General features: G+C 66.4%; 24 protein-coding genes. 9 read left to right on the plus strand and 15 right to left on the minus strand.

Annotated features, from left to right (window positions below):
• Positions 1-56: 56 nt before the first annotated feature.
• Positions 57-1,565, minus strand: a complete 1,509-nt coding sequence (locus ACXYMN_RS09095) for a peroxidase family protein (RefSeq protein WP_459013266.1) — start codon at positions 1,563-1,565, stop codon at positions 57-59.
• Positions 1,566-1,941: 376 nt separating this feature from the next.
• Positions 1,942-2,703: an NAD kinase gene (locus ACXYMN_RS09100; protein ID WP_459013267.1), complete on the minus strand. Its 762-nt coding sequence runs from the start codon at positions 2,701-2,703 to the stop codon at positions 1,942-1,944.
• 218 nt (positions 2,704-2,921) lie between these two features.
• On the opposite strand from ACXYMN_RS09100, the gene glyA reads away from it, so the two are divergent.
• Both glyA and ACXYMN_RS09110 read left to right on the plus strand, forming a co-directional pair.
• Positions 2,922-4,241: a serine hydroxymethyltransferase gene (gene glyA, locus ACXYMN_RS09105; RefSeq protein ID WP_459013269.1), complete on the plus strand. Its 1,320-nt coding sequence runs from the start codon at positions 2,922-2,924 to the stop codon at positions 4,239-4,241.
• A gap of 263 nt (positions 4,242-4,504) precedes the next feature.
• A complete protein-coding gene (locus ACXYMN_RS09110) occupies positions 4,505-4,909 on the plus strand; it encodes a (R)-mandelonitrile lyase (protein ID WP_459013270.1) in 405 nt (134 codons plus the stop codon).
• Between the two features lie 172 nt (positions 4,910-5,081).
• On the opposite strand, the gene ACXYMN_RS09115 is transcribed toward ACXYMN_RS09110, so the two are convergent.
• A complete protein-coding gene (locus ACXYMN_RS09115) occupies positions 5,082-5,456 on the minus strand; it encodes a hypothetical protein (RefSeq protein ID WP_459013271.1) in 375 nt (124 codons plus the stop codon).
• Positions 5,457-5,532: 76 nt separating this feature from the next.
• Here ACXYMN_RS09115 and ACXYMN_RS09120 point away from each other — a divergent pair, with 76 nt between their 5' ends.
• Positions 5,533-6,297 (plus strand): alpha/beta fold hydrolase, encoded by a 765-nt coding sequence (locus tag ACXYMN_RS09120; protein WP_459013398.1) that lies wholly within the window; start codon positions 5,533-5,535, stop codon positions 6,295-6,297.
• A 9-nt stretch (positions 6,298-6,306) separates the two neighbouring features.
• Here the strand turns inward: ACXYMN_RS09120 and ACXYMN_RS09125 are convergent, their stop codons facing one another.
• Both ACXYMN_RS09125 and ACXYMN_RS09130 read right to left on the minus strand, forming a co-directional pair.
• Complete coding sequence (locus ACXYMN_RS09125) at positions 6,307-6,660, minus strand: hypothetical protein (RefSeq protein WP_459013272.1); 354 nt, start codon at positions 6,658-6,660, stop codon at positions 6,307-6,309.
• 105 nt (positions 6,661-6,765) lie between these two features.
• Positions 6,766-7,041, minus strand: a complete 276-nt coding sequence (locus ACXYMN_RS09130; RefSeq protein WP_459013273.1) for an acylphosphatase — start codon at positions 7,039-7,041, stop codon at positions 6,766-6,768.
• Positions 7,042-7,216: 175 nt separating this feature from the next.
• Between ACXYMN_RS09130 and lepA the strand changes: the two genes are divergently transcribed.
• Complete coding sequence (gene lepA / locus ACXYMN_RS09135) at positions 7,217-9,019, plus strand: translation elongation factor 4 (protein WP_459013274.1); 1,803 nt, start codon at positions 7,217-7,219, stop codon at positions 9,017-9,019.
• A 151-nt stretch (positions 9,020-9,170) separates the two neighbouring features.
• Complete coding sequence (locus ACXYMN_RS09140; RefSeq protein ID WP_459013275.1) at positions 9,171-9,500, plus strand: hypothetical protein; 330 nt, start codon at positions 9,171-9,173, stop codon at positions 9,498-9,500.
• Between the two features lie 182 nt (positions 9,501-9,682).
• On the opposite strand, the gene ACXYMN_RS09145 is transcribed toward ACXYMN_RS09140, so the two are convergent.
• Positions 9,683-10,171, minus strand: a complete 489-nt coding sequence (locus ACXYMN_RS09145) for a low molecular weight protein-tyrosine-phosphatase (RefSeq protein WP_459013276.1) — start codon at positions 10,169-10,171, stop codon at positions 9,683-9,685.
• Positions 10,172-10,220: 49 nt separating this feature from the next.
• Here ACXYMN_RS09145 and ACXYMN_RS09150 point away from each other — a divergent pair, with 49 nt between their 5' ends.
• On the plus strand, positions 10,221-10,919 hold the full coding sequence (locus ACXYMN_RS09150; protein ID WP_459013277.1) for an NAD-dependent deacylase: 699 nt from the start codon (positions 10,221-10,223) through the stop codon (positions 10,917-10,919).
• 6 nt (positions 10,920-10,925) lie between these two features.
• Here ACXYMN_RS09150 and ACXYMN_RS09155 read toward each other — a convergent pair whose 3' ends face one another.
• Together ACXYMN_RS09155 and ACXYMN_RS09160 are read right to left on the minus strand one after the other, a co-directional pair.
• The gene (locus ACXYMN_RS09155) at positions 10,926-11,438 is read right to left on the minus strand and encodes a copper chaperone PCu(A)C (protein ID WP_459013278.1); all 513 of its coding nucleotides are present in this window, start codon (positions 11,436-11,438) and stop codon (positions 10,926-10,928) included.
• Positions 11,439-11,477: 39 nt separating this feature from the next.
• A complete protein-coding gene (locus tag ACXYMN_RS09160) occupies positions 11,478-11,816 on the minus strand; it encodes a hypothetical protein (RefSeq protein ID WP_459013279.1) in 339 nt (112 codons plus the stop codon).
• 182 nt (positions 11,817-11,998) lie between these two features.
• Here ACXYMN_RS09160 and ACXYMN_RS09165 point away from each other — a divergent pair, with 182 nt between their 5' ends.
• Positions 11,999-12,775, plus strand: a complete 777-nt coding sequence (locus ACXYMN_RS09165; protein ID WP_459013280.1) for a DUF2189 domain-containing protein — start codon at positions 11,999-12,001, stop codon at positions 12,773-12,775.
• Between the two features lie 111 nt (positions 12,776-12,886).
• Here the strand turns inward: ACXYMN_RS09165 and rpmB are convergent, their stop codons facing one another.
• From rpmB to ACXYMN_RS09200, 7 genes are all read right to left on the minus strand, one after another.
• Positions 12,887-13,177, minus strand: a complete 291-nt coding sequence (gene rpmB, locus ACXYMN_RS09170) for a 50S ribosomal protein L28 (RefSeq protein ID WP_459013281.1) — start codon at positions 13,175-13,177, stop codon at positions 12,887-12,889.
• A 158-nt stretch (positions 13,178-13,335) separates the two neighbouring features.
• Positions 13,336-14,319 carry a methylmalonyl Co-A mutase-associated GTPase MeaB gene (gene meaB, locus ACXYMN_RS09175; RefSeq protein ID WP_459013282.1) on the minus strand — a complete coding sequence of 328 codons (984 nt, stop codon included), beginning with the start codon at positions 14,317-14,319 and terminating at the stop codon, positions 13,336-13,338.
• A 155-nt stretch (positions 14,320-14,474) separates the two neighbouring features.
• Positions 14,475-16,910, minus strand: coding sequence for an ATP-dependent helicase HrpB (gene hrpB / locus ACXYMN_RS09180; protein ID WP_459013283.1), 2,436 nt, complete (start codon positions 16,908-16,910; stop codon positions 14,475-14,477).
• A gap of 43 nt (positions 16,911-16,953) precedes the next feature.
• Positions 16,954-17,880: an ornithine carbamoyltransferase gene (argF, locus tag ACXYMN_RS09185; protein ID WP_459013284.1), complete on the minus strand. Its 927-nt coding sequence runs from the start codon at positions 17,878-17,880 to the stop codon at positions 16,954-16,956.
• A 67-nt stretch (positions 17,881-17,947) separates the two neighbouring features.
• The gene (locus tag ACXYMN_RS09190; RefSeq protein ID WP_459013286.1) at positions 17,948-19,273 is read right to left on the minus strand and encodes an acetylornithine transaminase; all 1,326 of its coding nucleotides are present in this window, start codon (positions 19,271-19,273) and stop codon (positions 17,948-17,950) included.
• Between the two features lie 541 nt (positions 19,274-19,814).
• Entirely contained in the window at positions 19,815-21,053 is a 1,239-nt protein-coding gene (locus tag ACXYMN_RS09195; protein WP_459013287.1) for an L-rhamnose isomerase, read from the minus strand.
• 23 nt (positions 21,054-21,076) lie between these two features.
• Positions 21,077-23,179, minus strand: coding sequence for a bifunctional rhamnulose-1-phosphate aldolase/short-chain dehydrogenase (locus ACXYMN_RS09200; RefSeq protein WP_459013289.1), 2,103 nt, complete (start codon positions 23,177-23,179; stop codon positions 21,077-21,079).
• A 189-nt stretch (positions 23,180-23,368) separates the two neighbouring features.
• On the opposite strand from ACXYMN_RS09200, the gene ACXYMN_RS09205 reads away from it, so the two are divergent.
• Both ACXYMN_RS09205 and rhaS read left to right on the plus strand, forming a co-directional pair.
• Entirely contained in the window at positions 23,369-24,175 is an 807-nt protein-coding gene (locus ACXYMN_RS09205) for a DeoR/GlpR family DNA-binding transcription regulator (RefSeq protein ID WP_459013290.1), read from the plus strand.
• Positions 24,176-24,271: 96 nt separating this feature from the next.
• The gene (rhaS, locus tag ACXYMN_RS09210; protein WP_459013400.1) at positions 24,272-25,216 is read left to right on the plus strand and encodes a rhamnose ABC transporter substrate-binding protein; all 945 of its coding nucleotides are present in this window, start codon (positions 24,272-24,274) and stop codon (positions 25,214-25,216) included.
• The last annotated feature ends 76 nt before the right edge of the window (positions 25,217-25,292 follow it).

A 25,292-nucleotide genomic window follows, 5' to 3' on the forward strand; every position in this document is an offset into this window, starting at 1 on the left:
CCCGGATCAGGTCCGGGGCCCGCCATACCCCGCCTCCGGTCGCGGGTCGCGGGCGACTACGGGGCGCTCCCCCGCGGCTCGAACCCGATCCCGTCCGCCTTGATCCCCGCCAGCCGGATGATCGACGCCAGCGTCCAGCCGGGATCGTCGCGGTCGTCCTCGCCATCGCGCAGCAGCGCATCGCCCGCCGGCGTCCAGCCCGGATCGCGGCTGATCCAGGACGACGGATCCGCCTTCAGCAGCCCCGCAAAGACCGCCGCCACGATGATCGACCCCACCCGGCCCAGCCCGGTGCCGTCCGTCGCTTCGGCCTCGCGCAGGATGTAGAACCACAGCGCATCCGGCTCTGCGGTTTCGAGCCGGATCGGCGCGACGCTGAACTTGCGCGCCACCGCGGTGCCGCCGGGCAGGCCGCACGCGATCCCGTGCTTGAGGGTGCGGAACGCCAGATCGTTCATCGCCGCGTTTTCCGGCCCCTCGTGCATGTCCGCCAACGCGGGCGCGAGCCTCGTGGCGATCCGGCGCGCCATCTGCGGAAACCGCGTGCCCGAGCTTTGCATCGGCAAAAACCAGTCCCATTGTATCGCCGTATCCGGCGTGATCGGGCGAAAGCCGCGCAGATCGTCGGCCGTCCCAAGCCCGCTATCGTCGAACACCGGCGTCGCCTTGCCCCCGCCCTGGGCGCAGCCGTTGGTCTGATAGCCGTTGCGCATCATGGAATGGCCAAAGCGATAGGCCGCCGCCGAAAACTCGACCGGAATACCGGGCTGGCTCTTTTCGTCCCAGACATCGCCAAGCCCGCAGGTCCACACCTGCCGCCCGCCGCAGACCTCTTGCCGCCGCAGCGCGCATGCGTGGATGTCTCCGGTCAGCACGCGCGGCAGGAAGTCGAACCAGACGATATACTGGTACAGCCAGCGCAGCGTGGTGCGCGCCCTTTCGAACAGCGCCCGCGTGTCGGCGCGCGGATCGGCCGCCCGCGCCCGATCGACCAGCGTGTTATGAGCCAGCAGGAAGGCCAGCTGCAACTGGCTGACCATCGCGATCCCGTCGTTGCGCATGTCGCCGATCAGCGCCCGCCCCTGAAACCGCGGCAGATCGGGCAGCCCCGGCGCGCCCATGACCTCGCCTATGGCCATCTTCGCGCTGTCCGTCGGATCGTAGAGATAGGGCTGATCGTCCGGCCCGGCCCCGTAAAGGGTGTCCAGATCGAGCCTTGGCGCGCGACCGCCCGACAGCCCGCCGGGCTCATGCGCCCGCATCCCCGACGCGGCCGGATCGAAGGTGATGTCGTGCTCGACGAACTGCCCGAAATAGGTGTAGCCCGCCGGAATGCCGGCACTGTGGTCCGGCGCCCGCCCCGCATCGCCACCCGGTTCCCGAACTTGTGCTTGGGGTGTGTCGCCGGGTCGCTCGACCATGCGCGCATTGGCGAAGGCCAACAGCTCCGTGTCGGTCAACCGGCTGTCCCAGGCCGGAAGATCGCCGCAGATCCGGGCGATCGGTCGATGATGAAAGATCGCTCTCGGGGCCAGAAAATCAAGCTGCGTCAGGCCGTGCGCCATGCCCGCTTCTCCTTCGCTGAAATGCATCGTTCAAATATCCGCAGCCGGAAATGAATGGCCGCGCGTCTGAAAAGCAGGTGCAGTGTAGCGCAGAACCGGCACTCTCCCTATACGGTACTGCGGATTGCGCGAATTCCGGCCATCACCCGCGCCCGGGCCATCCGCCAGAAGGCCGCCCCCTCGGACCGGCCCTGCTCCGTCACCCTTCCAGAACGTCGCCCCGGGTCAGAATTGGCGGCCCCAAGCCAACCGCACAGCGCCCTTCACCCGCGCGCATGATGCGCGCGCCGCGCCTTCTGGCATGCCGCCCTGGGTCCCGCCCCATGGCAGCGCAGCGGCGCGACGCCGCCCCGGTACACCCACATCCTGCGCGAGCTCAGACGAACTGCTCGCGGATCAGCCGTTCCTCCAGCCCGTGACCCGGATCGAACAACACCCGGTGCGCGATCTCCGGCGCCGACCGGATGTCCACCTCGACCACGTCGCGCACCGACCGGCTGTCCGCCTCGGCCATGACCGGACGCTTGTCCGGGTCGAGCACCTCGAAGGTCACCCGGGCGGTTTTTGGCAGCAACGCCCCGCGCCAGCGCCGCGGCCGGAACGCCGCCATCGCGGTCAGCGCCAGAACATCCGACCCGATGGGCAGGATCGGACCATGGGCGGAATAGTTGTAGGCCGTCGACCCCGCGGGCGTCGCCACCAGCGCACCATCGCAGACCAGCTCGGCCATGCGCAGCTTGCCATCCACCGAAATCCGAAGCCGCGCCGCCTGCGGCCCGGCGCGCAAGAGCGACACCTCGTTGATCGCCAGCGCTTCCGCCACCGTGCCATCGACGCAGGTCGCCCGCATCGACAGCGGATTGATCACCGCCTCCTCCGCCGCGCGCAGCCGTTCCTCCAGCCCGTGCTCGGAATACTCGTTCATCAGAAACCCGACCGTGCCGCGATTCATCCCGTAGACCGGCGCGTGCAGATCCTGTGTCCGGTGCAGGGTGTGCAGCATGAACCCGTCGCCGCCCAGCGCCACGATCACATCCGCATGCGGCTCCGCATGATCGCCATAGCGCCGCGACAACCCGGCCTTGGCCGATTGCGCGATGGGCGCGTTCGACGCCGCAAATGCGATCCTGAGCCCCATGCGCGCTGTGTCCTGTCCCGCCCCAAGCCACCATGACCCAAACATACCCGCCCGCAAAGCGCCAGCATCCGACGGCATATTGTCTCAAACAGCCGAATCCGGGCTTTGAGACGGCGAAAATCTTCTGTACATCGCAGCCCAGACGCAGACCTGCCGTGCGACCGCGGCATCCTGCCCGCCGCGCCCCCGCGGCCACATGACGTGAAAGGACCTGACCCATGAACGCGCCGCATCGTGACGACAAGACCGCGTCCCGGCCCGCCGCCGGCTTCTTCAGCGAAAGCCTCGCTGCCCGCGACCCCGACATCGCCGCCGCCATCACCGGCGAACTTGGCCGCCAGCGCAACGAGATCGAACTGATCGCCTCCGAAAACATCGTCTCGCGCGCCGTGATGGAAGCGCAGGGCTCGGTCATGACCAACAAATACGCCGAAGGCTACCCCGGACGGCGCTACTACGGCGGCTGCGACTGGGTCGACGTGGCCGAAAACCTGGCCATCGCGCGCGCCTGCGAACTCTTCGACTGCGGCTTCGCCAACGTCCAGCCGAACTCGGGCTCCCAGGCCAACCAGGGGGTCTTTACCGCCCTGCTGCAACCGGGCGACACCATCCTCGGCATGAGCCTCGACGCAGGCGGCCACCTGACCCATGGCGCGCGGCCCAACCAGTCGGGCAAATGGTTCAACGCGGTGCAATACGGCGTGCGTCAGCAGGACAACCTGCTGAATTACGACCAGGTCGACGCGCTGGCGAAAGAACACAAGCCCAGGCTGATCATCGCCGGCGGCTCGGCAATCCCGCGCCAGATCGACTTCGCCCGCATGCGCCGGATCGCCGACAGCGTCGGGGCCTGGCTGCTGGTCGACATGGCCCATTTCGCGGGCCTCGTGGCGGCGGGCGAACACCCCTCGCCCTTCCCGCATGCCCATGTCGCCACCACCACCACGCACAAGACCCTGCGCGGCCCGCGCGGCGGCATGATCCTGACCAATGACGAGGCACTGGCCAAAAAGATCAACTCCGCGATCTTCCCGGGCATCCAGGGTGGCCCGCTGATGCATGTGATCGCCGCCAAGGCGGTGGCCTTCGGCGAGGCGCTGCAGCCCGGCTTCAAGACCTACCAGCAGCAGGTCATCAAGAACGCCCAGGCGCTGTCGGACCAGCTCATCAAGGGCGGGCTCGACACCGTGACCCACGGCACCGACACCCATGTGGTGCTGGTCGACCTGCGCCCCAAGGGCGTAAAGGGCAACGCCACCGAAAAGGCCCTGGGCCGCGCCCATATCACCTGCAACAAGAACGGCGTGCCCTTCGACCCCGAAAAGCCCACGATCACCTCGGGCATCCGCCTCGGCAGCCCGGCGGGCACCACCCGCGGCTTCGGCGAGGCCGAGTTCCGCCAGATTGCCGACTGGATCATCGAGGTGGTCGACGGGCTCGCCGCCAATGGCGAGGACGGCAATGCCGAGGTCGAGACCCGCGTCAAGGCCGAGGTCGAAGCGCTCTGCGCCCGCTTCCCGATCTACCCCGACCTCTGACTGCCCCACAGTCGAAGGGCCACGGCCCACAGACACAGAGCCCACAGACACACAGACAGGCGGCGCTCGGGTGCCGCCTGCACCCCGCCGCCCCAAGGCATGCCGCCCGGCAACGCGCCGCCCCCGGCCCTTTCCATTTTCCAAATACGCAAATTCCCCAACCGCCACGCGGCGCGCCGGTCAGACGCGGCTCCGAACACCCGGCTTTACCCCGCGCCCCGATCTGCCATCCTTTACGTCCAGACGGATCAGGAGACACCAGGATGGATATCACCCGCGTCGGCACCCGCCCCTCGACGACACCCTCACCCGACTATTTCACCGGCGCCGTGCGCATGGATGTGATCGCCGCGCCACCCGAACCGGCCCGGCACCGCGCCCTGATGGTCACCTTCGAGCCCGGCGCGCGTACCAACTGGCACACCCACCCCTATGGCCAATCGCTGCTGATCATGCAGGGACTGTGCCTGGCCCAGTCGGATGGCGGCGCGGTGCAGGAACTGCGCCCCGGCGACACGGTCTTCTTCGCCCCCGGCGAACGCCACTGGCACGGCGCGGCCCCCGAGATCGGCATGATCCATCTCGCGCTCGGCGAAGCCCGCGACGGCCAGACCGCCGATTGGGCCGAACCGGTCTCGGACGCGGAGTACAACGGTCCGCGCGCCTGACCGGGTGCGGGCGGCACAGCGATCGGATCGGGGCCGCCCCCGGCGTCGCCCTCGTCCTGAAAATGGATCAGCCGGGCCATGCCGGACGGCACCGCCGCCGCCTCGGGCAACCGCGCCGCACCGCGACCTCCGCGCGCCCGCGTCAAGACGACCCGGGCGTCCCGCTAGTGGGTCAGATGAAGCCGCGCCAGCGCAGCACCACCAGTGCCAGCACGAACAGAACAATCAGGTTGAAGGCCAGCGCGCCCAGCCCCCCCAAAACCGCACCCCGGCGCCGATCGGCCACGTCCACCGAAGCCAGCCAGTCCTCGGCCCGGCGCGCCGCTGCGCGGATCGCGGGGGCGTCAAGCTGGCGCGCCAGCTTCGGGTTGCCCGCCATCGCCTGCGCCCGCGCCACCCGATCAAGGTCGCGGCGCACGCCCTTCGGCACCAGCCGACCGGCCTTGATCACGCGCCGATCCAGACGGCCGCGGCTGGCGCCGAACTTGTCGGACATCAGCGTCTCGAGCCGCGCGATCTGCTGGCCAAGTTTTGCATCCTGCATCATGCGGCGCACCCTAGCGGTCTCCGCGACCGGAGAAAAGACGCTGGCGATGGCCACGCGCGGACGGTATTCATCGGCCATGCTGAACACGATCCGCCACGGCGATCCCGCCCTGCCCCCGCTTGTCATCGTGCACGGCCTTTACGGCCAGGCCCGCAACTGGTCCCGAATCGCCCGCGATCTGTCCGACATCCGGCAGGTGATCGCCGTCGATCAGCGCAATCACGGCGCATCGCCCTGGGCCGACAGCCACGGCTACGACGACATGGCCGCCGATCTGGCGCATGTGATCGAGGACCTGGGCGGCCCCGCCGACGTGATCGGGCACTCGATGGGCGGCAAGGCCGCGATGATGCTGTCGCTGACCCGGCCCGACCTGGTGCGTCGCCTGGTGTCGGCCGACATGGCCCCCGTGGCCTACGATCACGATCACCAGTCCAGCTTCATCGATGCGATGCGACGGGTCGACCTGTCGGCGGTGGCCCGGCGCTCGGATGCCGCGGCGCAGCTTGCCGATCACGTCTCGGACCCGGTATTGCAGGGGTTTTTCACCCAGTCGCTCGACGTCGGGGAAAAGCGCTGGCTGCTCAATCTTGACGTGCTGAGCCGCGAGATGCCCAAGATCCTGGGCTGGCCCGGGCCGGACGGCACCTTCGAAGGCCCGACGCTGTTCCTGTCCGGTGCCGACAGCGACTACGTCACGCCCGACATGCGCAAGCCGATCCGCGGCATGTTTCCGCGTGCCCGCTTTGCCCGTATCGCCAATGCCGGCCATTGGCTGCACGCCGAGAAACCGGCCGAATTCGAAGCGACCGTGCGCGCCTTTCTGACCGCCGAAGCCTGAGCGCCGCCGTCACAGACCGCGACAGGACCGTTCGGCCCGGTCGACGAAAACCTCGTACCGGTCCCAGAACGCGTCATCGCGCGGTGTCTTGGAATACTTCACGTCATGCGCCTCTTGCGGATCGCGGAAGAAGCTGGCCGCGCGCCGCTGGTCGCCGCCCGACAGTGTGCCATCGGCGCTTGCCTGCACGCAGCCGCACAGCGTGCGACTTCGGGCCTTCCGGTCCGATGCCATGCACGCCGAATAGATCGGCCCCGTGGCGAAGCGGGTAACGTTGGATGAGGAAGACGACCCGCCGCCGCAACCGGCGAGGATCAGGCTGGCCACCAGGGCGCAGCCGAGTTTTCGTGTGCTGCCCGTCATGTCTCTGCTCGTTCTGCCGCCGGATTGAACCGACCTGTTGATTGCCGACATTAATGCCCGAAGGAGCCGCGCGTGTCCATTCACCGATCCGCGCCGCGCGGAATTTCAGCGGCGGATTTCGAACTCGCCCGGCAGCACCTCCTCCGCTGAGCGGATGTCGACGCCCGTCACCCGCGCCATCGGTGGGCCCCGGCGCAGCCGCGCGCACATCCGCCCGACCGCGTCCTCGGCGCCGCCCAGGACCGCCTCGACGGTTCCGTCAGGCCGGTTCCGGACCCAGCCGCGCAACTGCAACTCGGAAGCTGCGCGCTGCGTCCATGCCCGGAACCCCACGCCCTGCACGCGGCCCGTGACAATCGCGCGCACCCTGTGATCCGGCATGACCTGTCCTCCGTTTCTCGCCCCTGGCGGCATGCCATCGGGCGCGCCTTGATGCGACCCGGCGCATTCACGCGGGTCCGGACGCGACCGGGGCGCGGTCGGGGGCGCGGTCGGGGCGCATCAGCCACGCAACCCACCTTGACCGGACCGGCCCGCCGCGTCATATGCCACTCTCATGACACCCCTTTCACGCATCCGCAATTTTTCCATCGTCGCCCATATCGACCACGGGAAATCCACCCTGGCCGACAGGCTCATTCAGCTTACCGGAACGGTGGCCGAACGGGACATGAAAGAGCAGATGCTCGACGCCATGGATATCGAGCGCGAGCGCGGCATCACCATCAAGGCCAATACCGTCCGCATCGAGTACCCGGCCAAGGACGGCCAGACCTACGTCCTGAACCTGATCGACACCCCCGGGCATGTCGATTTTGCCTACGAGGTGTCGCGGTCCATGCAGGCGGTCGAAGGATCGCTGCTGGTGGTCGACGCCACGCAAGGCGTCGAGGCGCAGACCCTGGCCAACGTCTATACCGCGCTCGAGGCCGATCACGAGGTGGTGCCGGTCCTCAACAAGGTCGACCTGCCTGCCGCCGAACCGGACCGCGTGCGCGAACAGATCGAGGACGTGATCGGCATCGATGCTTCCGAGGCCTGCCTGATTTCCGCCAAGACCGGTGTCGGCATCCCCGATGTGCTCGAGGCCATCGTGACCCGCCTTCCGCCGCCGCGCGAGGGCGATGCCGACAGGCCGTTGAAGGCGATGCTGGTCGATTCGAAATACGATCCCTACCTTGGCGTCGTGGTCATCGTCCGCATCATCGACGGGGTGCTGAAAAAGGGTCAGCGCATCCGCATGATGAAGACCGGCGGCACCTATGACATCGATCGCCTCGGTGTCTACCGTCCCGCGATGACCGAAGTGAAAGAGCTTGGCCCCGGCGAAATCGGCTACTTCACTGCGCAGATCAAGCTGGTTCGCGACACCCGCGTGGGCGACACGATCACAACCGAAAAGAACGGCTGCGAAAAGGCCCTGCCCGGCTTCAAGCCGTCGGTGCCGGTGGTCTTCTGCGGCCTCTTCCCGGTCGATGCGAACGACTTCGAGGATATGCGGGACGCCATCGAGAAACTGGCGCTGAACGATGCCTCCTTTACCTATGAGATGGAAACCTCTGCCGCGTTGGGCTTCGGCTTCCGCTGTGGTTTTCTAGGTCTTCTGCACCTCGAGGTGATCCGCGACCGGCTGGAACGCGAATACAACATCGAGTTGATTACCACCGCGCCTTCGGTGATCTACCATTTGTTCCGCAAGGACGGCGAGCGGATCGAGTTGCACAATCCCGCCGATATGCCCGACATGACCTATGTCGATCACATCGAGGAGCCGCGGATCAAGGCGACGGTGATGGTGCCTGACGAATATCTCGGCGATGTGCTGAAGCTTTGCCAGGAACGGCGCGGCATCCAGCTTGACCTGACCTATGTCGGTGGGCGCGCGATGACGGTTTATGACCTCCCGCTGAATGAAGTGGTGTTCGACTTCTACGATCGCCTGAAATCGGTAACAAAAGGTTACGCCAGCTTCGATTACGAGATGCTCGGTTACCGCGAGGACAGCCTCGTGAAGATGTCGATTCTGGTGAACGACGAGCCGGTCGACGCGCTTGCCATGATGGTTCACCGCGACCGCGCCGAGATGCGGGGCCGCGCCATGTGCGAAAAGCTGAAAGAGCTGATCCCGCGCCACATGTTCAAGATCCCGATCCAGGCGGCCATCGGCGGCAAGGTCATCGCCCGCGAGACGCTGTCGGCCATGCGCAAGGACGTGACCGCGAAGTGCTACGGTGGCGACGCGACGCGGAAGAAAAAGCTGCTCGAAAAGCAGAAGGCCGGCAAGAAGAAGATGCGCCAATTCGGCAAGGTCGAGATCCCGCAAGAGGCGTTCATCTCGGCCCTGAAGATGGACAACTGAGCCCCATCGGCGGCACCCGGCCACCCGGACCTGCCAAGCCGGGGGGCAAGCCTGGCCCTGCACCGGGGCCTTTTTTTGCGCCCGGAGTGCGCGCATTGATCCGGGCGCAATCGCCAGACCGCTGTCACTCCTGTCGCGAAGGGCCGTGCCGATGCGCGCACTGATCCCGGTCCTTCTCCTCGCGGGCTGCGCGAACGAAGCGAACCATCTTGGCAATCCCCTGCTGTTGCCGGTCTCTGGCCTGTCCACCCTGGTCGAGAACGCGGCCTACGGGGCGCGGCGGGCGGATGTGAAGGCGGAGGTGGCAAGGCATGGCCCGGCGCTCTTGACCGACCCGGTAGCGCAGGCCGCGCTTTGGCGCGTGGCACCCGTCGCCCCGTCGGACCGTGCAAACGTCCTGCGGGATATCAACGATCTGCCCGACCCCGGCAGCGCGGCCTGGATCGAGGCTGCGACCGTTGCGATCATGGTCCGGCTGTAAGCGCGGTCCCGCCGGCAAGACACCAACACGGCCCGCCCGCAAGGCACTCACACGGCCCGCCTGCAAGGCGCAATCTGCCCGGGGCCGCTGCTTGCGTCACGCCCGGGCGGCCCTTGGCCAACCGCCGCAGGGGGCCAGACGGCGGGCCGCGTCCCCGCGCGCTGCGCCGGGCAAGGCTGGCCTCAGGGGGCGGATCCCGCCCCGCGGGCCGCGGCACCCGCATCGATCTGGTCCAGCAGCGCCTCGGCACAGCGTTCCACCAAATCGAGCGTGCCTTCGAAATCCCGCGTGTAATAGGGATCAGGCACAAAACCGTCATGATCATCGACCAAAGCATCGGTGAACAGCATCAGACGCGCCTTGCCATCCGGTAAACGCATGGCATCCAGTTGCGCGACATTGTCTGCATCCATCGCAACGATCAGGTCGAAGTCCCTGAAATCCTTAGGTGAAACCTGTCTCGCCCGCAGTGCGGACAAATCATAGCCACGCGCCTTCGCGGCGGATTGCATCGGCAGGTACGGCGGCTTGCCGATGTGCCACCCGGCCGTGCCCGCCGAATCGAGCACGAGGTCCAGACCCCGCTTTTCCGCTTTTGCGCGCACCACCCCTTCCGCCGACGGCGAACGGCAGATATTCCCGAGACAGACAAACAGTATGGAACGGATCATGACGCCCCCTAGTCTGCGTCCCAGAGTAGCCGAGAGGCCAGACGACACAATGACGAACCCCGACAAGATCGTGATCCTGACCGGCGCGGGCATCTCTGCCGAAAGCGGCCTGGGCACATTCCGCGACAAGGGCGGCATCTGGGAGAAACACCGGATCGAGGACGTCGCCGCCCCCGAAGCCTTCGCGCGCGATCCCGCCCGGGTGCACGATTTCTACAATCAGCGGCGCGTTCAGGCCGCCGGGGCCAGGCCGAACCCGGCCCATGACGCGCTGGCCCGGCTACAGGCGGACCATGACGGCGAGGTCATCATCGTGACGCAGAATGTCGACGATCTGCATGAAAAGGCCGGGGCCCGGGTGATCCACATGCATGGCACCTTGGCGGGGGCGCTTTGTGCCGCTTGCGGTCATCGCTGGCCGTCCCCGCCAAGGATGGCCGTGGGCGAACGGTGCCCGGCCTGCGATGCGCCCGCGGCCCGCCCCGACATCGTCTGGTTCGGTGAAATGCCCTACCGGATGGACGAGATCTTCGGCCATCTCGAAACCGCCGACATGTTCGTCGCCATCGGCACCTCGGGCCTAGTCTACCCCGCCGCGGGCTTCGTCGACGGGGCGCGCATGTCCGGCATCCGGACGCTCGAGATCAACCTCGACACGACCGGTGCCTCCGCGCTGTTCGACCAGACCCTGACCGGCCCGGCAAGCAAGGCCGTCCCCGCCTGGGTGGACGGCCTGCTGGCGCGGTAGTTGGGGTCAGTTCGACATCTTCATGGTGCCGTGACCGGACATCTGGCCACCCTTGCCCTGCATCCGCATGCCGCCATGCTCGGGCATGCGGATGCGGTCCACCGGCACCTCGAGCGCGACCGAGGTGCCATCCTCGAAGCCCAGCGTCACGGCAACCGTCTCGCCCTGCTCCAGCGTCTCGGTAAGCCCCAGGAACATGACGTGGTCGCCACCGCGTTGCAGCATGTGCGTCTCGCCCGGCGCGATCTCGATGCCGCCCTCGATCTCGCGCATCATCATCATGCCGTTCTCGTCCTCGATATGGGTGTGCAGCTCGATCCTCTCGGCAATCCCCGATTGCGCCGAGATCAGGCGCATCGGTGCGTCGCCGGTATTCTCGATCGCCATGAAGGCGGCACCGGTGACCGCCGTGGGGGCGGCGCTGCGGATATAGGCATCGCTGACCACGATCTCGGCGGTGGCGACAGATGCGGACAGGCTCAGCGCAAGCGCGCTGCCAAGCGTAAGTGTTCGAAACATCTGGGATCCTTTCCCGTTGATCTGACTTGCAAAAATGGATCAGATCAGGGTCGGGGGCCCCCGTGCCCGGGGCGTGCCGCGCCGCTGCCCGGCAAGGCGCCTGGTCTCGTCGGCATGCCGGACCCGCGCGTGGCGCAGCGCCACCACCATTTCCGACAGGTCCACCGCGGTATCGGCGAAGAACGCCACCACCGCATCGGGGCAAAGCTGGCTCTGCCGCACCGGCTTGCCATTGACGTCGAGCGTGATGGTCTGCCGCTCGAACCCGCCGCACAGCACGACCGTGCCCGCGACCGCCGGTGCCCCGCGCGCGATCGCCAGCTCCACGCTTGTCAGCGCGAGCAGGATGGCAAGAACGGGGGCTAGAACGGCACGCATTGTCATGGCTCGCTTGGTATCCGATGCACCGGTGAGGGCAAGGCGACAAAATGCGCCACCGGGCATCGCGCCAAATCCATCAAATCACGCATCCGCCGACCGGTTTTTGATACACCGCAAGGCAGGCGGGTGTTTTGTCGGTCAGTCTGATCCGGTCTTTTTCATGTGACGAGGTGCCCTGCATGACGAGTAAGACTGCCCGGATGTCCGCGCCGGTGCCCCGAAACGACGCGCTGCGCGTCAGTGAACTGATCGACATCCTGCGCCTGGGTTGGCGCGATTTCCGGCGCGCTCCGGTCTACGGGCTGTTCTTTTCCGGTGTTTACGTGCTGATCGGCCTTGCCCTGATGCAGATCGGCGCGGGCCTGTTCACATGGACCCTGACCCTGTCGCTCGGCTTTCCGCTGATCGCGCCGTTCCTGGCGGTCGGCCTCTACGAGGTCAGCCGCCGCCTCGAACGCGATGAGCCGCTGACCTTTCCCGCCATTCTCGGGGTGATCTGGCGCGAACGCACGCGGCAAATCCCCTGGGCAGGTGCGGTGATCGTGATCTATTTCCTGTTCTGGTCGTTCTTCGCCCACATGCTGTTCGCGCTGTTCATGGGGCCCTCGGCGATGACCGGGCCGCCGGACGACCTTGCCACCTATCTGTCGGGGCCGGGCCTGTCGCTGCTGCTGGTCGGGATGGGGTTCGGCGCGCTCTTCGCCTTCCTGTTGTTCAGCCTGACGGTGGTCAGCCTGCCGCTGCTGCTTGACCTTGAGGTCGATTTCGTCACCGGGATGCGGCTCAGCCTGAACCTCGTGCGCACCAATCTTTCGGTGATGCTGGTCTGGGCCATGACGATCTCGGGCCTGACCTTCCTGGCGCTGCTGCCCTACTTTCTCGGGCTTTTCATCGTGTTGCCGGTTCTGGGCCATGCCACCTGGCACCTCTACCGCCGCACCATCACCACAGCCTGACCGACATATGAAAACAGCCCCGGCCAATGGCTCGGGGCTGTCACGGTCTTCAGGTTTTCGACGGTTCGGTCACACCAACCCGGTCACGCCAACCCGGCAACGCCGTGTCGCTCACGCCTCGGCGGTCTGCGCCTTGGCGATCTCTTTCTTGACCTTGCGCGCGTTGGCGGACAGCTCGACGTCCTTCGCCTTGGCCAGGAACTTGTCCAGACCACCGCGGTGATCGACAGTGCGCAGCGCCGCCGCCGAGATGCGCATCTTGATGCCGCGCCCGAGGGTCTCGGACTGCAGCGTCACGTTGTTCAGGTTCGGCAGGTAACGGCGCCGGCTTCTGTTGTTTGCGTGGCTGACATTGTTGCCAACCATCGGGCCCTTACCGGTCAGTTCGCACACGCGCGACATGGGTTCATCCTCGTCAATGTCAGGGCGAAAGCACCGGATCCCCGATCGTTTCCGCCATATGTGAAAAGGGCGCCGCTATGGGCCGCGCCCGGAATCTCGTCGCGCTTCTCTAGGCAAGCGCGCCGATGGCGTCAAGTCCCGCCTGCACGCCCGACGCCCTAGCGCTGCAGATAGGTGGTCAGCAGCTCGTCCGCCGCCGCCGCCGCCGTCAGCGCGCCCGCCTCGACCTGACCGGCAAGCCGCGCCATCGCCCCCTTGACCGGCTCGCGCTTGAGCGTCGACAAGAGCGCCTCGCGCACCTCCGCCTCGAACCAGTAGCGCGCCTGATGCGCCCTCCGTCCAGCCCAGTGCCCGGTCTCGCGACGCCAGTCCGCCAGCGCGGTCATCTCGTCCCAGGCCGTCGCCAGCCCCTGCTCCTCGACCGCCGAAACCGTCAGCGCCTTGGGAAAGCCCTCGGGGTCCTGAGGCCGCTTGCGCAACAGCCGCAGCGCGCCCGCGTAATCCGCGCAGGTCCGCGTCGCCGTCGCCTTCAGCGCGCCATCCGCCTTGTTGACCAGGATGATATCGGCCATCTCCATGATGCCGCGCTTGACCCCCTGCAACTCGTCGCCGCCCGCGGGCGCCAGCAGCAGCACGAACAGATCCGAAAGCTCCGACACCACGGTCTCGGATTGTCCGACCCCGACCGTCTCGATCAGGATCACGTCGAACCCCGCCGCCTCGCAAAGCGCGATCGCCTCCCGGGTGCGCCGCGCCACACCGCCCAGATGCGACTGGCTGGGCGAGGGCCGGATGAAGGCGCCGGGGTCGCGCGCCAGACGTTCCATCCGCGTCTTGTCACCCAGAATCGACCCGCCCGACCGCGCCGAGGACGGATCGACCGCCAGCACCGCCACCCGCAACCCCTGCGCCGTCAGCATCATGCCGAACGCCTCGATGAAGGTGGATTTTCCCACCCCCGGAGTGCCCGACAGCCCGATCCGCATCGCCTCGCGCCCGTGGCCCGCATCCTTGAGCCGCTGCAACAGCGTCACCGCTTGCTTGCGATGATCCGCCCTGCCGCTCTCCACCAGCGTGATCGCCCGCGACAGGGCGCGCCGCTCGCCCGCCAGGACGCCTGTGCACAATGCCTCGATATCCATGCTGCCCCTCGCCTGTTCCGGCGTCAGGTCTGACGCCCGGCGGCCCGGTTGTCCAGCGCCCACTCCGGCGCAAGACCGCCGCCCACCGCGGCCCCCCAGGCCTCACGATCGGACCCGAAATACTCCGGGGAGCGCGAGGGGCAGGCCCCTCGCCCCTACCCCCTCCGCTTGGCCCGCAAGGTCGGATCGGCGGCGCGCGGGTCCTCCGGCCAGGGATGTTTCGGATAGCGCCCGCGCATGTCCTTGCGCACATCCGCGTAAGAGCTGTCCCAGAATCCCGGCAGGTCCATGGTGGTCTGCAACGGATGGCCGCCCGGCGACAACAGCGTCACCCGCAGCGGCTGGTTGCCGACCACCGGATGGCTGCGCTGTCCGAACATCTCCTGCAGGCGCAGCGCGATCTCCGGGGCGGCGCCGGAATAGTCGATCGGAATGCGGCGGCCCAGCGGCGTGGTGAAGACCCCCGGCACGCGGCGATCCAGCGCCTGGCGCTGCGCGTGATCCAGCCGCGCCTCGAGGGCGGGCAACAGATCGAAGCGCTTCCAGTCCTCGGCGCTGCGCACCCCCCCGAGATAGGGCAGCAGCCACGCCTCCAGCGTCCCGAGCAGCCCGGCCTCGTCCATCGCGGGCAGGTCCAGTCCGCTGGCCAGTCCGATCGCCCCCCGCGCCAGAAAGCGCGCCGCCCGGGCACTCGGCCGCAGGCCCAGCTCGCGCACCCCGTCCAGCATCGCCGCCGCCACCGCCGCCTCCGGCGCATCCGTCCAGACCCGGTCATCCAGCGCGATCTCGCCCAGCTGCTCCCGCCGCCGCGCCACCACGCGCCCGGTGCGCTTCGACCAGCTGCAGGTCTCGGTCCAGACGATGCGCCCGGCAAAGATCTCGCGCAGCTCGGCCTCCTCGATCCGCACCGCCTGGCGGATCCTTGCCTCGCGCGGATTGCCGTCAAGATCGGTGGCCACGATCAGCCGCGCCGCCGCCATCGGGTCGTCATCGGCCATGCAGGCACCCTTGCCGCCCGACAGCTGATAGCGCGCCGCATCGCCCTTGCGGCGCAGCCCGATCCGGTCGGGATAGGCCAGCGCCGCCATCTGCGCCGGGCCAAGATCGGTCTCGCCCTTCGCCGCGCGCGCCAGCCGACGCGCCTCCACGCGCACCCGCTCCAGCGTCGCGCGGTGCGGGGCAAGACCCCGCGCTTCGGCAAAACGCTTCGGGCTCTCCACCGCCTCCAGCCGCAGCATCAGATCGACCGGCGCGCCCCGCAGCGGGTCGCGCTCCGCGAGAAGCGCCGCCAGGGGCGCCGAGCCGCGCCCCGCCACAGCCAGCATATGCGCCAGCCTCGGATGCAACGGCATCGCCGCCATGGCGCGCCCATGTTCGGTCACCCGTCCCTTGCGATCCAGCGCACCCAGCGCCCGCAGCAGCTCCCGCGCTTCCGCATAGGCACCGGGATTGGGCCGGGTCAGAAACGGCAGATCCTCCGGCCCCGCCCCCCAGACCGCCAGTTCCAGCGCCAGACCCGCCAGGTCCGCCACCTCGATCTCGGCGGGGGCAAAGCCCGGCAAGGCCCCCTCCTCGCCCTTGGTCCAAAGCCGGTAGGACACCCCCGGGGCCACCCGCCCCGCGCGCCCCGCCCGCTGGGTCGCCTCCGCCTTCGACACCGGCTCCGTCACCAGCCGCGACATGCCAGAGCCGGGATCGAACCGCGCGCGCCGCGCCAGCCCCGCGTCGATTACGACGCGGATATCCTCGATGGTCAGCGACGTCTCGGCGATCGCGGTGGCCAGCACGATCTTGCGCCCCTCCGCCTCGGGCCGGATCGCCGCACGCTGCGCGGCAAAGTCCATCGCCCCGTAAAGCGGTCGCAGATGGCAGCCCTCGGGCAACCGGTCCCTCAACCCCGACTCCACGCGGCGGATCTCGCCCTCCCCGGGCAGAAACACCAGCACGCCGCCTTGGGTCTCGGACAGCGCCTGCAAGACGGTGTCGACCACCGCTGCCTCGCGCCGCCGGGCCCTGGGCAGGGGCGCATCCCGCCAGCGGGTCTCGACCGGAAAGCTGCGCCCCTCCGAGCTCACCACCGGCGCATCCATCAGCGCCGCCACCGGTTCCGCGTCCAGCGTCGCCGACATCGGCAACAGGATCAGGTCGTCGCGCAGCGCCTCCGCCACCTCGAGACACAGCGCCAGCCCCAGATCGGTGTTGAGCGAACGTTCGTGAAATTCGTCGAACAGCACCGCCCCGATGCCCGTCAGGCCCGGGTCCGATTGCAGGCGGCGGGTCAGGATGCCCTCGGTGACCACCTCGATCCGGGTGGCCGCGCTGACCTGCGCCTCGCCCCGGATCCGGTAGCCGACGGTGCGCCCCACCGGCTCGCCCAGGGTCGCGGCCATGCGCTCGGCGGCGGCGCGTGTCGCCAGGCGGCGCGGCTCGAGCACCAGGATGGTGCCGTCGGTCAGGCCCGCCTCGAGGATCGCCAGCGGCACGCGCGTGGTCTTGCCCGCCCCCGGCGGGGCCTGCAACACCGCGCGCCCGGCCTCGCGCAACGCCGCCAGCAACGCCGGGATTGCCGCGTCGATGGGCAGCCGCGTCATCGGTCCCGCAGCGGCAGGATTTTATCTAAAATCCTGCACCCGCTCACTGGCCCAGACACCAGCGCATGATGGCCTTCTGCGCGTGCAGCCGGTTCTCGGCCTCGTCCCAGATCACCGAATTCGGCCCGTCCATCACCTCCGAGGTCACTTCCTCCTCGCGATGCGCGGGCAGGCAATGCATGAACAGCGTGTCGGGTTTCGCGGCCTCCATCAGTCGCTGGTTGACCTGGTAGGGGCGCAGCATGTTGTGCCGCCGCTCGCGCGCGGATTGCGCGTCATGCATCGACACCCAGGTATCGGTGACGATCAGATCGGCCCCCTCGACCGCCCGCATCGGGTCGCGCTCGATGGTGATCTCCGCGCCCTTGTTGCGCGCCAGCCCGACGAACTCCATTTCCGGGTCCAGTTGCACCGGCCCGGTGAAGGTCAGGTTGAAGCCCAGCTGCCCCGCCGCGTGCAGCCAGGACGAACAGACGTTGTTGCCGTCACCGGACCAGACGACCTTCTTGCCCGCGATCGGGCCGCGATGCTCCTCGAAGGTCAGCACATCCGCCATGATCTGGCAGGGATGGGTACGGTCCGTCAGCCCGTTGATCACCGGCACGCTGGCGAATTCCGCCATCTCGGTCAGCACGCTTTCGTCGAAGGTGCGGATCATGATCAGATCGACAAAGCGCGACAGCACGCGGGCGGTGTCGGCGATGGTCTCGCCATGCCCGAGCTGCAGGTCGCCCCCCGACAGCACCATCGTCTCTCCGCCCATCTGGCGCACGCCGAGGTCGAAGGACACGCGTGTCCGGGTCGAGGGCTTCTCGAAGATCAGCGCCACCATGTGCCCGGCCAGCGGCTGCTCCGCGTCGGGCGTGGCCTTGGGGGCCCCTCCGCGCGCGGTCTTGATGCGCAGGGCGGCATCGAGCATCGACCGCAGATCGGCGGGGTCGGTGGTGTGGATATCGAGGAAATGCTTCATGGCGTCTTCTTTTCTCTGGCGGTGACGCGGGCGCAATCGGCCCTTCACCGAAATTCATGCGGACCGGTCAGGCCCCGACCGGTTCAAGCGATGCCGCCGCGCGATCGAGCCGGGCAATGGCCTCGCCGATCTCGTCCTCGGACAGCGTCAGCGGCGGCAGCAGGCGGACCACGTTATCCGCCGCGGGCACGGTCAGCACGCCCTCGGCGATCCCGGCCTTGACCAGATCGGCATTGGTCACCCGGCATTTCAGGCCCAGCATGAAGCCCGATCCGCGCACCTCCTCGAACACCTGCGGATGCGCCGCGACCAGCCCTTCCAGACGTTGCCGCAATAGCGCCGCGCGCCGGTTCACCCCGTCAAGAAAGGCCGGCTCCGACACGATCTCCATGACCTTGCAGCCCACCGCGCAGGCCAGCGGGTTGCCGCCATAGGTCGAGCCATGCGTGCCCGCCACCATGCCCGACGCCGCCGCTTCGGTGGCCAGCACCGCGCCCAGCGGGAAGCCGCCGCCGATGCCCTTGGCGATCATCATGATGTCGGGGGTCGCCCCGGACCACTCATGCGCGAACAGCTTGCCGGTGCGGCCCATGCCGCATTGCACCTCGTCATAGATCAACAGCGCGCCGGTCTCGTCGCAAAGCGCGCGCAGCCCCTTGAGGCAGTGATCGGGCACCGGACGGATGCCGCCCTCGCCCTGCACCGGCTCGATCAGCACCGCCGCGGTCCGGTCGGTCACCGCCGCTTTCAGCGCGTCGTGATCGCCGAACTCCAGATGCGTGAAGCCCGGCAGCAGCGGCCCGAACCCCTTGGTCATCTTCTCCGAACCCGCCGCCGCGATGCCGGCGGACGACCGCCCGTGGAACGACCCCGAAAAGGTGACGATTTCCGTGCGCTCGGGCCGGGCGTTGTCCGGCGTCCCCGCTGGGCTGCCCGCAGGCGAATCCTCTTGCGCTCCCGCTTCGCTGCTTGAGCGCGCATCCTTTTGCGCTACCGCTTCGCTGCTTGAGCGCGCATCCTCTTGCGCTACCGCTTCGCTGCTTGAGCGCGCCCGATCATACCAGTATTTCCGCGCCATCTTCACCGCCAGCTCGCAGCTTTCCGTGCCCGAATTGGTGAAGAACACCGTGTCCGCGAACGTCGCCGCCACCAGCGCATCGGCCAGCGCCTGCTGCTGCGGGATCTGGTAAAGGTTCGAGACGTGCCACAGGGTGTGCGCCTGCTCGGTCAGCGCCTCGACCAGCGCCGGATGCGCGTGCCCCAGCGCATTGACCGCGATCCCGGCGCCCAGGTCCAGAAACCGTCGGCCATCCGCCTCGATCAGCCAGCTGCCTTCGCCCTTCACGAACGAGAGCGGCGTGCGGTTATACGTCGGAAGGACGGACGGGATCATGGACGTCTCCTGGATACGAAAGGCACAGAGGTGCCAAGGGCACCGGGCCAAGTCAAGTTTTTGAACGGGAAATGATGGCTGGACAGACAGATAACCCGCAGCGCTGTCGCCGCGGTCGGTGCGGGGCCTAGAGGCCGCGTCGGAAGATGCCTGTCCCTGTCATGCGCAATCCAATAGCGCGCACCGCGAAAGTCGGCAAGAGGCAGACTGGGTGGATTCCGGTCGTCCGCCGCGCCAGCGATGAAACTGGGTCGTTTGAGGGGAAGCTTACGTTGCGATGGCATTGAACCCGGTTTTTTCTCAAAATCACCGGTTGACCGTGCCTATCGCGAAAGAGAAGTGCCGATTTCGCGTTCCGGGCGCTGGCAGATAATCTACCGCTGCAACACCCCGTCAAGGCGTAGCGAAAAAAGACGCCGTTCAGGCAGGCCGCAGCTGAGTTACTCGAACGAATGAGGCTGCAGTGGAGCCGATCCAAACGGACAAGGCTTGCCTATTAAATGGTGCCGCCGCCCCTCTTTTCGCAGGCGGCGGCTTTGTGTCAGCGCTCGGACACCGACGATTGATAAGCCTCAAGATCCGAGATCAGCGCCGTCCCGGTCGGGGCATCGTTGCGCATACAGAACTCGGCCCAGACCGCGCCGAAGGGCAGGTCCTTGAATTCTTCTGTCAGCATGAAACGCGTGGTGAAATCGAGTCCCTCTTCCGCCTTGCGCAATTCGTCGAGCGGCAGAAGCAAAGCGCGCAAAAGTGCCTTTTGCATGTTGCGGGTGCCGATCACCCAGGCGGCGGTACGCGAGATCGTGGCGTCGAAGAAATCCAGCCCGATATGGGTGCGCCCCAGCAGATCGGCCGTGACCAACTCGTTCGCCATTGCCTGGATGTCGTCGTTCAGCAGGATCACGTGATCGCTGTCCCAGCGCATCGGGCGGCTTACGTGCAAAAGAATTTCGTCGACCGACAACGCCACGGAGGACAGCTTGTCCGCGACGTTCTCGGTCGGGTGGAAATGGCCCATGTCGAGGCACAGGACCGTCCCCTTGCGGATCGCATATCCCATATAGAATTCGTGGCTGCCGATGGTGCAGGCCTCGACGCCGATGCCGAAGAGCTTGCTTTCCACCGCGTCGAGCATCTTCGACTTGTCCTGCTCCGGCGCGAGCATCTCGTCCAGCGAGGCCTCGAGCCTGCGCCGCGCCGCCATCCGGTCGATGGGGACGTCCTTGTAGCCGTCCGGCACCCAGATGTTGTTGACCGTCGGGCTGCCCAGTTCCGCACCCACCTGCGCGGCGATGTCGCGCGAGCGCTGCCCGTGCTCGATCCAGAAGTCCCGGATACCTTTGTCAGGATGAGACAGGGTCAGGTTGTCGTCGGCCTTTTCATGGGCAAAGAAGGTCGGATTGAAGTCCAGCCCGATGCCCTGCGCCTTCGCCCAGTCCACCCAGGGCGCAAAATGCTTGTATTCGATTTCGTCCCTGTCCGGCGTCTCGTCGGTATCCAGATACATCGCATGCAGGTTCAGCCGGTGCGATCCGGGGATCATCGAATAGGCAAACTCCAGATCGGCGCGCAATTCGTCCGGGGTGCGGGCGCGGCCCGGGTAATTGCCCGTCGCCTGGATGCCGCCGCCGGATGTTCCGGTCTTCCTCTCAAAACCCACCACGTCATCACCTTGCCAGCAGTGCGTGGAAATCGGGATGTCCTGCAGCCGGTCGATTGCGGCTTCGGTGTCGATCCCCCAACCGGCGAACTGCGCCTTGGCGCTGTCATAAGTGCTCATTGTCTGTCCTCCCGTGGCGCGGTTCAGCGCGTGAACGCCTGAACGTTGCCGGCATCCACATTGAGGATGTTGCCGGTGGATTTCGCCGAGAGGTCAGAGGCCAGGAAATAGGCGGCTTCCGCGATATCCTCGGGCAGCACCGAACGCTTCAGCATCGAGCGCTGGCGATACATCTCCTCGAGCCCCTCCTTGTCGGTGCCATATGTCCCGGCGCGCTGTTCCAGCCAGTCACCTTCCCAGATCTTCGATCCGCGCAGCACCGCGTCGGGGTTGACCACGTTGACCCGGATGCCGGCCTCCGCCCCTTCGAGCGCGAGGCAGCGGGCGAGGTGAATCTCGCTTGCCTTTGCGGTGCAGTAGGCGGCGGCATTGGGGCTGGCGGCGAGGCCGTTTTTTGACGCGACAAAGACCACCGCGCCGCCCATGTTCTGCACCCGCATCAGCTTGAAGGCTTCGCGCGAGACGAGGAAATAGCCGGTGGACAAGATGTCCATGTTCTTGTTCCAGAGCGCCAGCGAGGTCTCCTCGATCGGCGCCGAGGAAGCGATTCCGGCATTGGACACCAGGATGTCGACCCCGCCGAATTCCACAGCCACCTCGTCATAGGCCCGCGCCACGGCACTCTCGTCGGTAACATTCATGTTGACCGTGCGCACCACGTCGCGGCCATAGCGCCCCGTCAGGTTCTCCGAGGTCGCCGCCAGCGCCTCGTCGTTGATGTCGGCCAGCATGACGCAGGCGCCTTCGCGCAGATAGCGCTCCGCCGTGGCCGCGCCGATACCGCCTGCCCCGCCGGTCACCAGGGCCACCCGTCCGGCCAGCGATTTCGGCTTGGGCATGCGTTGCAGCTTGGCCTCTTCCAGAAGCCAGTATTCGATATCGAAGGCCTCCTGCTCGGGCAGGCCGGTGTATTCGCTGACCGAGGACGCCCCGCGCATCACGTTGATCGCATTGACGTAGAATTCACCGGATATCCGGGCCGTCGCCTTGTCCTTGGCAAAGGTGATCAGCCCGACGCCAGGAACAAGATAAACCACCGCATTGGGGTCGCGCAGCGCGGGGCTATCATCGTGCTTGCAGCGGTCGTAATAGGCTTTGTAATCCTCGCGGTAGGCTTCGATCTGCTTTGGCAGCCCTGTCAGCACCTCATCAAGATTGCCCTTGGCCGGGTCGAAGTTCACCACCAGCGGGCGGATTTTCGTGCGCAGAAAGTGGTCTGGGCAGGAAGTGCCCAGCGCCGCCAGTGGCTCCATGTTCTTTGCATTGACGAATTCAAGCACCGCATCGCTGTCGTTGAAATGGCCGACCATGTGCTGGTTGCCGGAAACGAACCCACGGATCGCGGGCATCAGGCGGGCCGCCACGGCGCGGCGCTCTGCCTCGGACAGGCTCTGGTATTTCGCGCCGCCAAATGGGGCGACGCCTTCGGTCCGCTCTGCAAGCCATTTCGTGGCAACGTTGATCACCTCGATCGTCTTGTCATAGCAAGCCTTGGCCGTGTCGCCCCAGGTGAAAAGCCCGTGGCTTTCCAGCACGACGCCATCGGCCTCGGGGTTTTCCTCGCAGAACTTGCCCAGCCACAGCCCCAATTCGTAACCCGGCTTTTTCCATGGCAGCCAGCCGATCTTGTCGCCAAAGATCTCTTGCGTCAGGTCTTTGGAATTCTTCGATGCGGCAATGGCGATGATCGCATCGGCGTGGACGTGATCAACGTGCTTGCGCGGCACATAGGCATGCAGAGGCGTGTCGATCGAGGCGGCGCGCGGGTTCAGCTTGTAGGTGCAATGCGGCAGGTAGCCCACCATCTCGTCTTCGAAGTCCACCCCGCGATAAAGCCCCTTCAACGCCTCCAACTTGTCCATGTAGAGCGTGGCGAAACCGTCCATGGTGATCGAGCCGATATCACCGCCCGAGCCCTTGACCCAAAGCACCTCGACCTCTTGGCCTGTGAGCGGGTCGACCTCCATGACCTTGGCCGACGTATTGCCACCGCCATAATTGGTCACCCGCTTGTCGGCACCCAGGATATTGGAGCGATAAAGCAGCAGCTCCGATTCGCTTTTCCCGGCGGCCTCAGCCTCGTTCCAGCGGTTCTCAAGAAGCTGCGTTTCAACGGTTTTCAGCATGGTGTCCTCCCATATGGCGCCGCGCGCCCTGCATGATGGCTTGGGTCAAACACTGCTGCCTTGCATCGCTCAAGTCAATCATTTTCGATCATCACCAATCATTCTGCGGCGCGGAATGATTGTTTGTGATTATTTATGATTGACAGAATGGGGGGATTCGCGGAATGTGAGCGACCAAGGGAGGACGACATGCACGAAACAGAACGCCACAGGATCATTCTTTCCGCCGTTCAGGATCGCCCGATGGTGACGGTGGCCGACATGTGCAACCTGACCGAAGCGTCCGAGGCCACGATCCGACGCGACATCGCCGCGCTGCATGTACAAAAGAAACTGCGCCGTGTCCGTGGCGGCGCCGAAGCGATCACCCCGCCGCAGTTCGTGGGCCTGGCCGGACGACCGTTTTCCGTGAACCAGACGATGCAAAGTCGCCAGAAACAGGCAATTGCCCGGGCGGCGGTCGATCTGTGCGAAGACGGAGACTCGATCATCATCAACGGTGGCACCACGACGTTCCAGATGGTGCATCCGCTGGCCTCGCGCCGCTGCCAGGTCTTCACCAACAGCTTTCCGATCGCCGAGCACCTGCTGAAGCATTCCAAGAACACCATCATGTTGTCCGGTGGCGCGATCTACCGCGAACAGAACATTATTCTGTCGCCCTTCGACAATGATGTGACGCGGAATTTCTATGCCAAGCGGATGTTCATGGGCGCTCAGGGGCTTGGACCCATCGGGCTGATGGAGGCAGACCCGCTGCTGATCCAGGCGGAACAGAAGCTGATCGGCCAGGCCGACGAGCTGGTGGTCCTGGTCGACAGCACGAAGTTCGACAACCGTTCCAGCCTGGTGCTTTGCCCGCTGGCCCGGATCGACACGGTGATCACCGACGAAGGCATCACCGATAAGGCCGCCGCCATGTTGGAGGCCGCCGACGTCAAGCTGATCGTCGCGCAATCGGGCGCGGCGCAGGAAGAGGATGAAGCGGCCTCGTAGACCCGCCTCAACATTCATGTTTTTTGGGAGGAGACCATCATGAAACGTCGTAATTTCACCAAACTCGCACTGGGCCTTGGCCTTGGCGCATCGCTCATGGGCACATCGGCCATGGCGCAGGACAACATGCGCATCGCGCTGGTGGTCAAGGCGCTTGGCATCGGCTTTTTTGAAGCCGCAAACAAGGGCGCGGAAGAGGCCGCTGCCGAGCTTGGGAATGTGGAGATCATCTACACCGGCCCGACCGATACCACCGCCGAAGGCCAGATCGAAGTGATCAACTCGCTGATCGCGCAGAACGTCGATGCGATTGCCGTGTCGTCCAATGACACCGACGCGCTGGTGCCGACGCTGAAGAAGGCCATGCAGCGAGGAATTACCGTGATCTCCTGGGATAGCGGCGTCGCCGAGGAAGGCCGTCAGGTCCACCTGAACCCTTCGTCGAACGCGCTGATCGGCAACATGATCATCAAGCTGGCGGCTGATCACCTGCCCGACGGCGGCCAGGTCGCGCTGCTCTCGGCCACCACAACCTCGACCAACCAGAACATCTGGATCGAGGAGATGACCAAGGTGATGGGCAACTATCCCGGCATCGAGGTGGTCTCGACCGTCTATGGCGACGATCTGGCCGACAAGTCCTATCGCGAGGCGCAGGGCCTCATGCAGTCCTACCCTGATCTGGATGCGATCATCGCGCCAACCTCGGTGGGCATCGTGGCTGCGGCGCAGGCGGTGGAAGACGCTGGCAAGATCGGTGAGGTCAACGTGACCGGACTCGGGCTGCCGTCCGAGATGGCGGGCGCCATCGAGAGCGGCGCATCCAAGAGCTTTGCCATCTGGAATCCGATCGACCTGGGCTATTCGGCGGCGATGATCGCGCATGCGCTGGCCTCGGGTGAGGCGACCGCCGAGCCGGGCGCCGAGATCTCCATCGGGCGCATGGGGACGATCACGCTGGACGAGACGAACTCCGCCGCGATGGCCGATCCCTTTGTCTACGACAGCTCGAACATCGACGAGTTCAAGTCGATTTTCTGATCATCGGACCGCTTTGTGCGGTCCGGCCAACTGGGGGGCTTTGCCCCCCGGACCCCCCAGGGGTATTCAAAAAAGA

It is taken from the genome of Roseivivax sp. CAU 1753, from assembly GCF_054482575.1.

Bases quoted from the DNA above. Each gene is read 5' to 3' on its own strand.
- glyA (WP_459013269.1), top strand. From the start codon at position 2,922: ATGAACGCGCCGCATCGTGACGACAAGACCGCGTCCCGGCCCGCCGCC.
- ACXYMN_RS09200 (WP_459013289.1), bottom strand. From the start codon at position 23,179: ATGCTGAAAACCGTTGAAACGCAGCTTCTTGAGAACCGCTGGAACGAG.
- rpmB (WP_459013281.1), bottom strand. From the start codon at position 13,177: ATGTCGCGCGTGTGCGAACTGACCGGTAAGGGCCCGATGGTTGGCAAC.
- ACXYMN_RS09205 (WP_459013290.1), top strand. From the start codon at position 23,369: ATGCACGAAACAGAACGCCACAGGATCATTCTTTCCGCCGTTCAGGAT.
- ACXYMN_RS09120 (WP_459013398.1), top strand. From the start codon at position 5,533: ATGCTGAACACGATCCGCCACGGCGATCCCGCCCTGCCCCCGCTTGTC.
- ACXYMN_RS09160 (WP_459013279.1), bottom strand. From the start codon at position 11,816: ATGCGTGCCGTTCTAGCCCCCGTTCTTGCCATCCTGCTCGCGCTGACA.
- ACXYMN_RS09150 (WP_459013277.1), top strand. From the start codon at position 10,221: ATGACGAACCCCGACAAGATCGTGATCCTGACCGGCGCGGGCATCTCT.
- lepA (WP_459013274.1), top strand. From the start codon at position 7,217: ATGACACCCCTTTCACGCATCCGCAATTTTTCCATCGTCGCCCATATC.
- ACXYMN_RS09100 (WP_459013267.1), bottom strand. From the start codon at position 2,703: ATGGGGCTCAGGATCGCATTTGCGGCGTCGAACGCGCCCATCGCGCAA.
- meaB (WP_459013282.1), bottom strand. From the start codon at position 14,319: ATGGATATCGAGGCATTGTGCACAGGCGTCCTGGCGGGCGAGCGGCGC.
- ACXYMN_RS09145 (WP_459013276.1), bottom strand. From the start codon at position 10,171: ATGATCCGTTCCATACTGTTTGTCTGTCTCGGGAATATCTGCCGTTCG.
- ACXYMN_RS09115 (WP_459013271.1), bottom strand. From the start codon at position 5,456: ATGATGCAGGATGCAAAACTTGGCCAGCAGATCGCGCGGCTCGAGACG.
- rhaS (WP_459013400.1), top strand. From the start codon at position 24,272: ATGGGCACATCGGCCATGGCGCAGGACAACATGCGCATCGCGCTGGTG.
- ACXYMN_RS09155 (WP_459013278.1), bottom strand. From the start codon at position 11,438: ATGTTTCGAACACTTACGCTTGGCAGCGCGCTTGCGCTGAGCCTGTCC.
- ACXYMN_RS09130 (WP_459013273.1), bottom strand. From the start codon at position 7,041: ATGCCGGATCACAGGGTGCGCGCGATTGTCACGGGCCGCGTGCAGGGC.
- argF (WP_459013284.1), bottom strand. From the start codon at position 17,880: ATGAAGCATTTCCTCGATATCCACACCACCGACCCCGCCGATCTGCGG.
- ACXYMN_RS09165 (WP_459013280.1), top strand. From the start codon at position 11,999: ATGACGAGTAAGACTGCCCGGATGTCCGCGCCGGTGCCCCGAAACGAC.
- ACXYMN_RS09140 (WP_459013275.1), top strand. From the start codon at position 9,171: ATGCGCGCACTGATCCCGGTCCTTCTCCTCGCGGGCTGCGCGAACGAA.
- hrpB (WP_459013283.1), bottom strand. From the start codon at position 16,910: ATGACGCGGCTGCCCATCGACGCGGCAATCCCGGCGTTGCTGGCGGCG.
- ACXYMN_RS09195 (WP_459013287.1), bottom strand. From the start codon at position 21,053: ATGAGCACTTATGACAGCGCCAAGGCGCAGTTCGCCGGTTGGGGGATC.
- ACXYMN_RS09095 (WP_459013266.1), bottom strand. From the start codon at position 1,565: ATGGCGCACGGCCTGACGCAGCTTGATTTTCTGGCCCCGAGAGCGATC.
- ACXYMN_RS09190 (WP_459013286.1), bottom strand. From the start codon at position 19,273: ATGATCCCGTCCGTCCTTCCGACGTATAACCGCACGCCGCTCTCGTTC.
- ACXYMN_RS09110 (WP_459013270.1), top strand. From the start codon at position 4,505: ATGGATATCACCCGCGTCGGCACCCGCCCCTCGACGACACCCTCACCC.
- ACXYMN_RS09125 (WP_459013272.1), bottom strand. From the start codon at position 6,660: ATGACGGGCAGCACACGAAAACTCGGCTGCGCCCTGGTGGCCAGCCTG.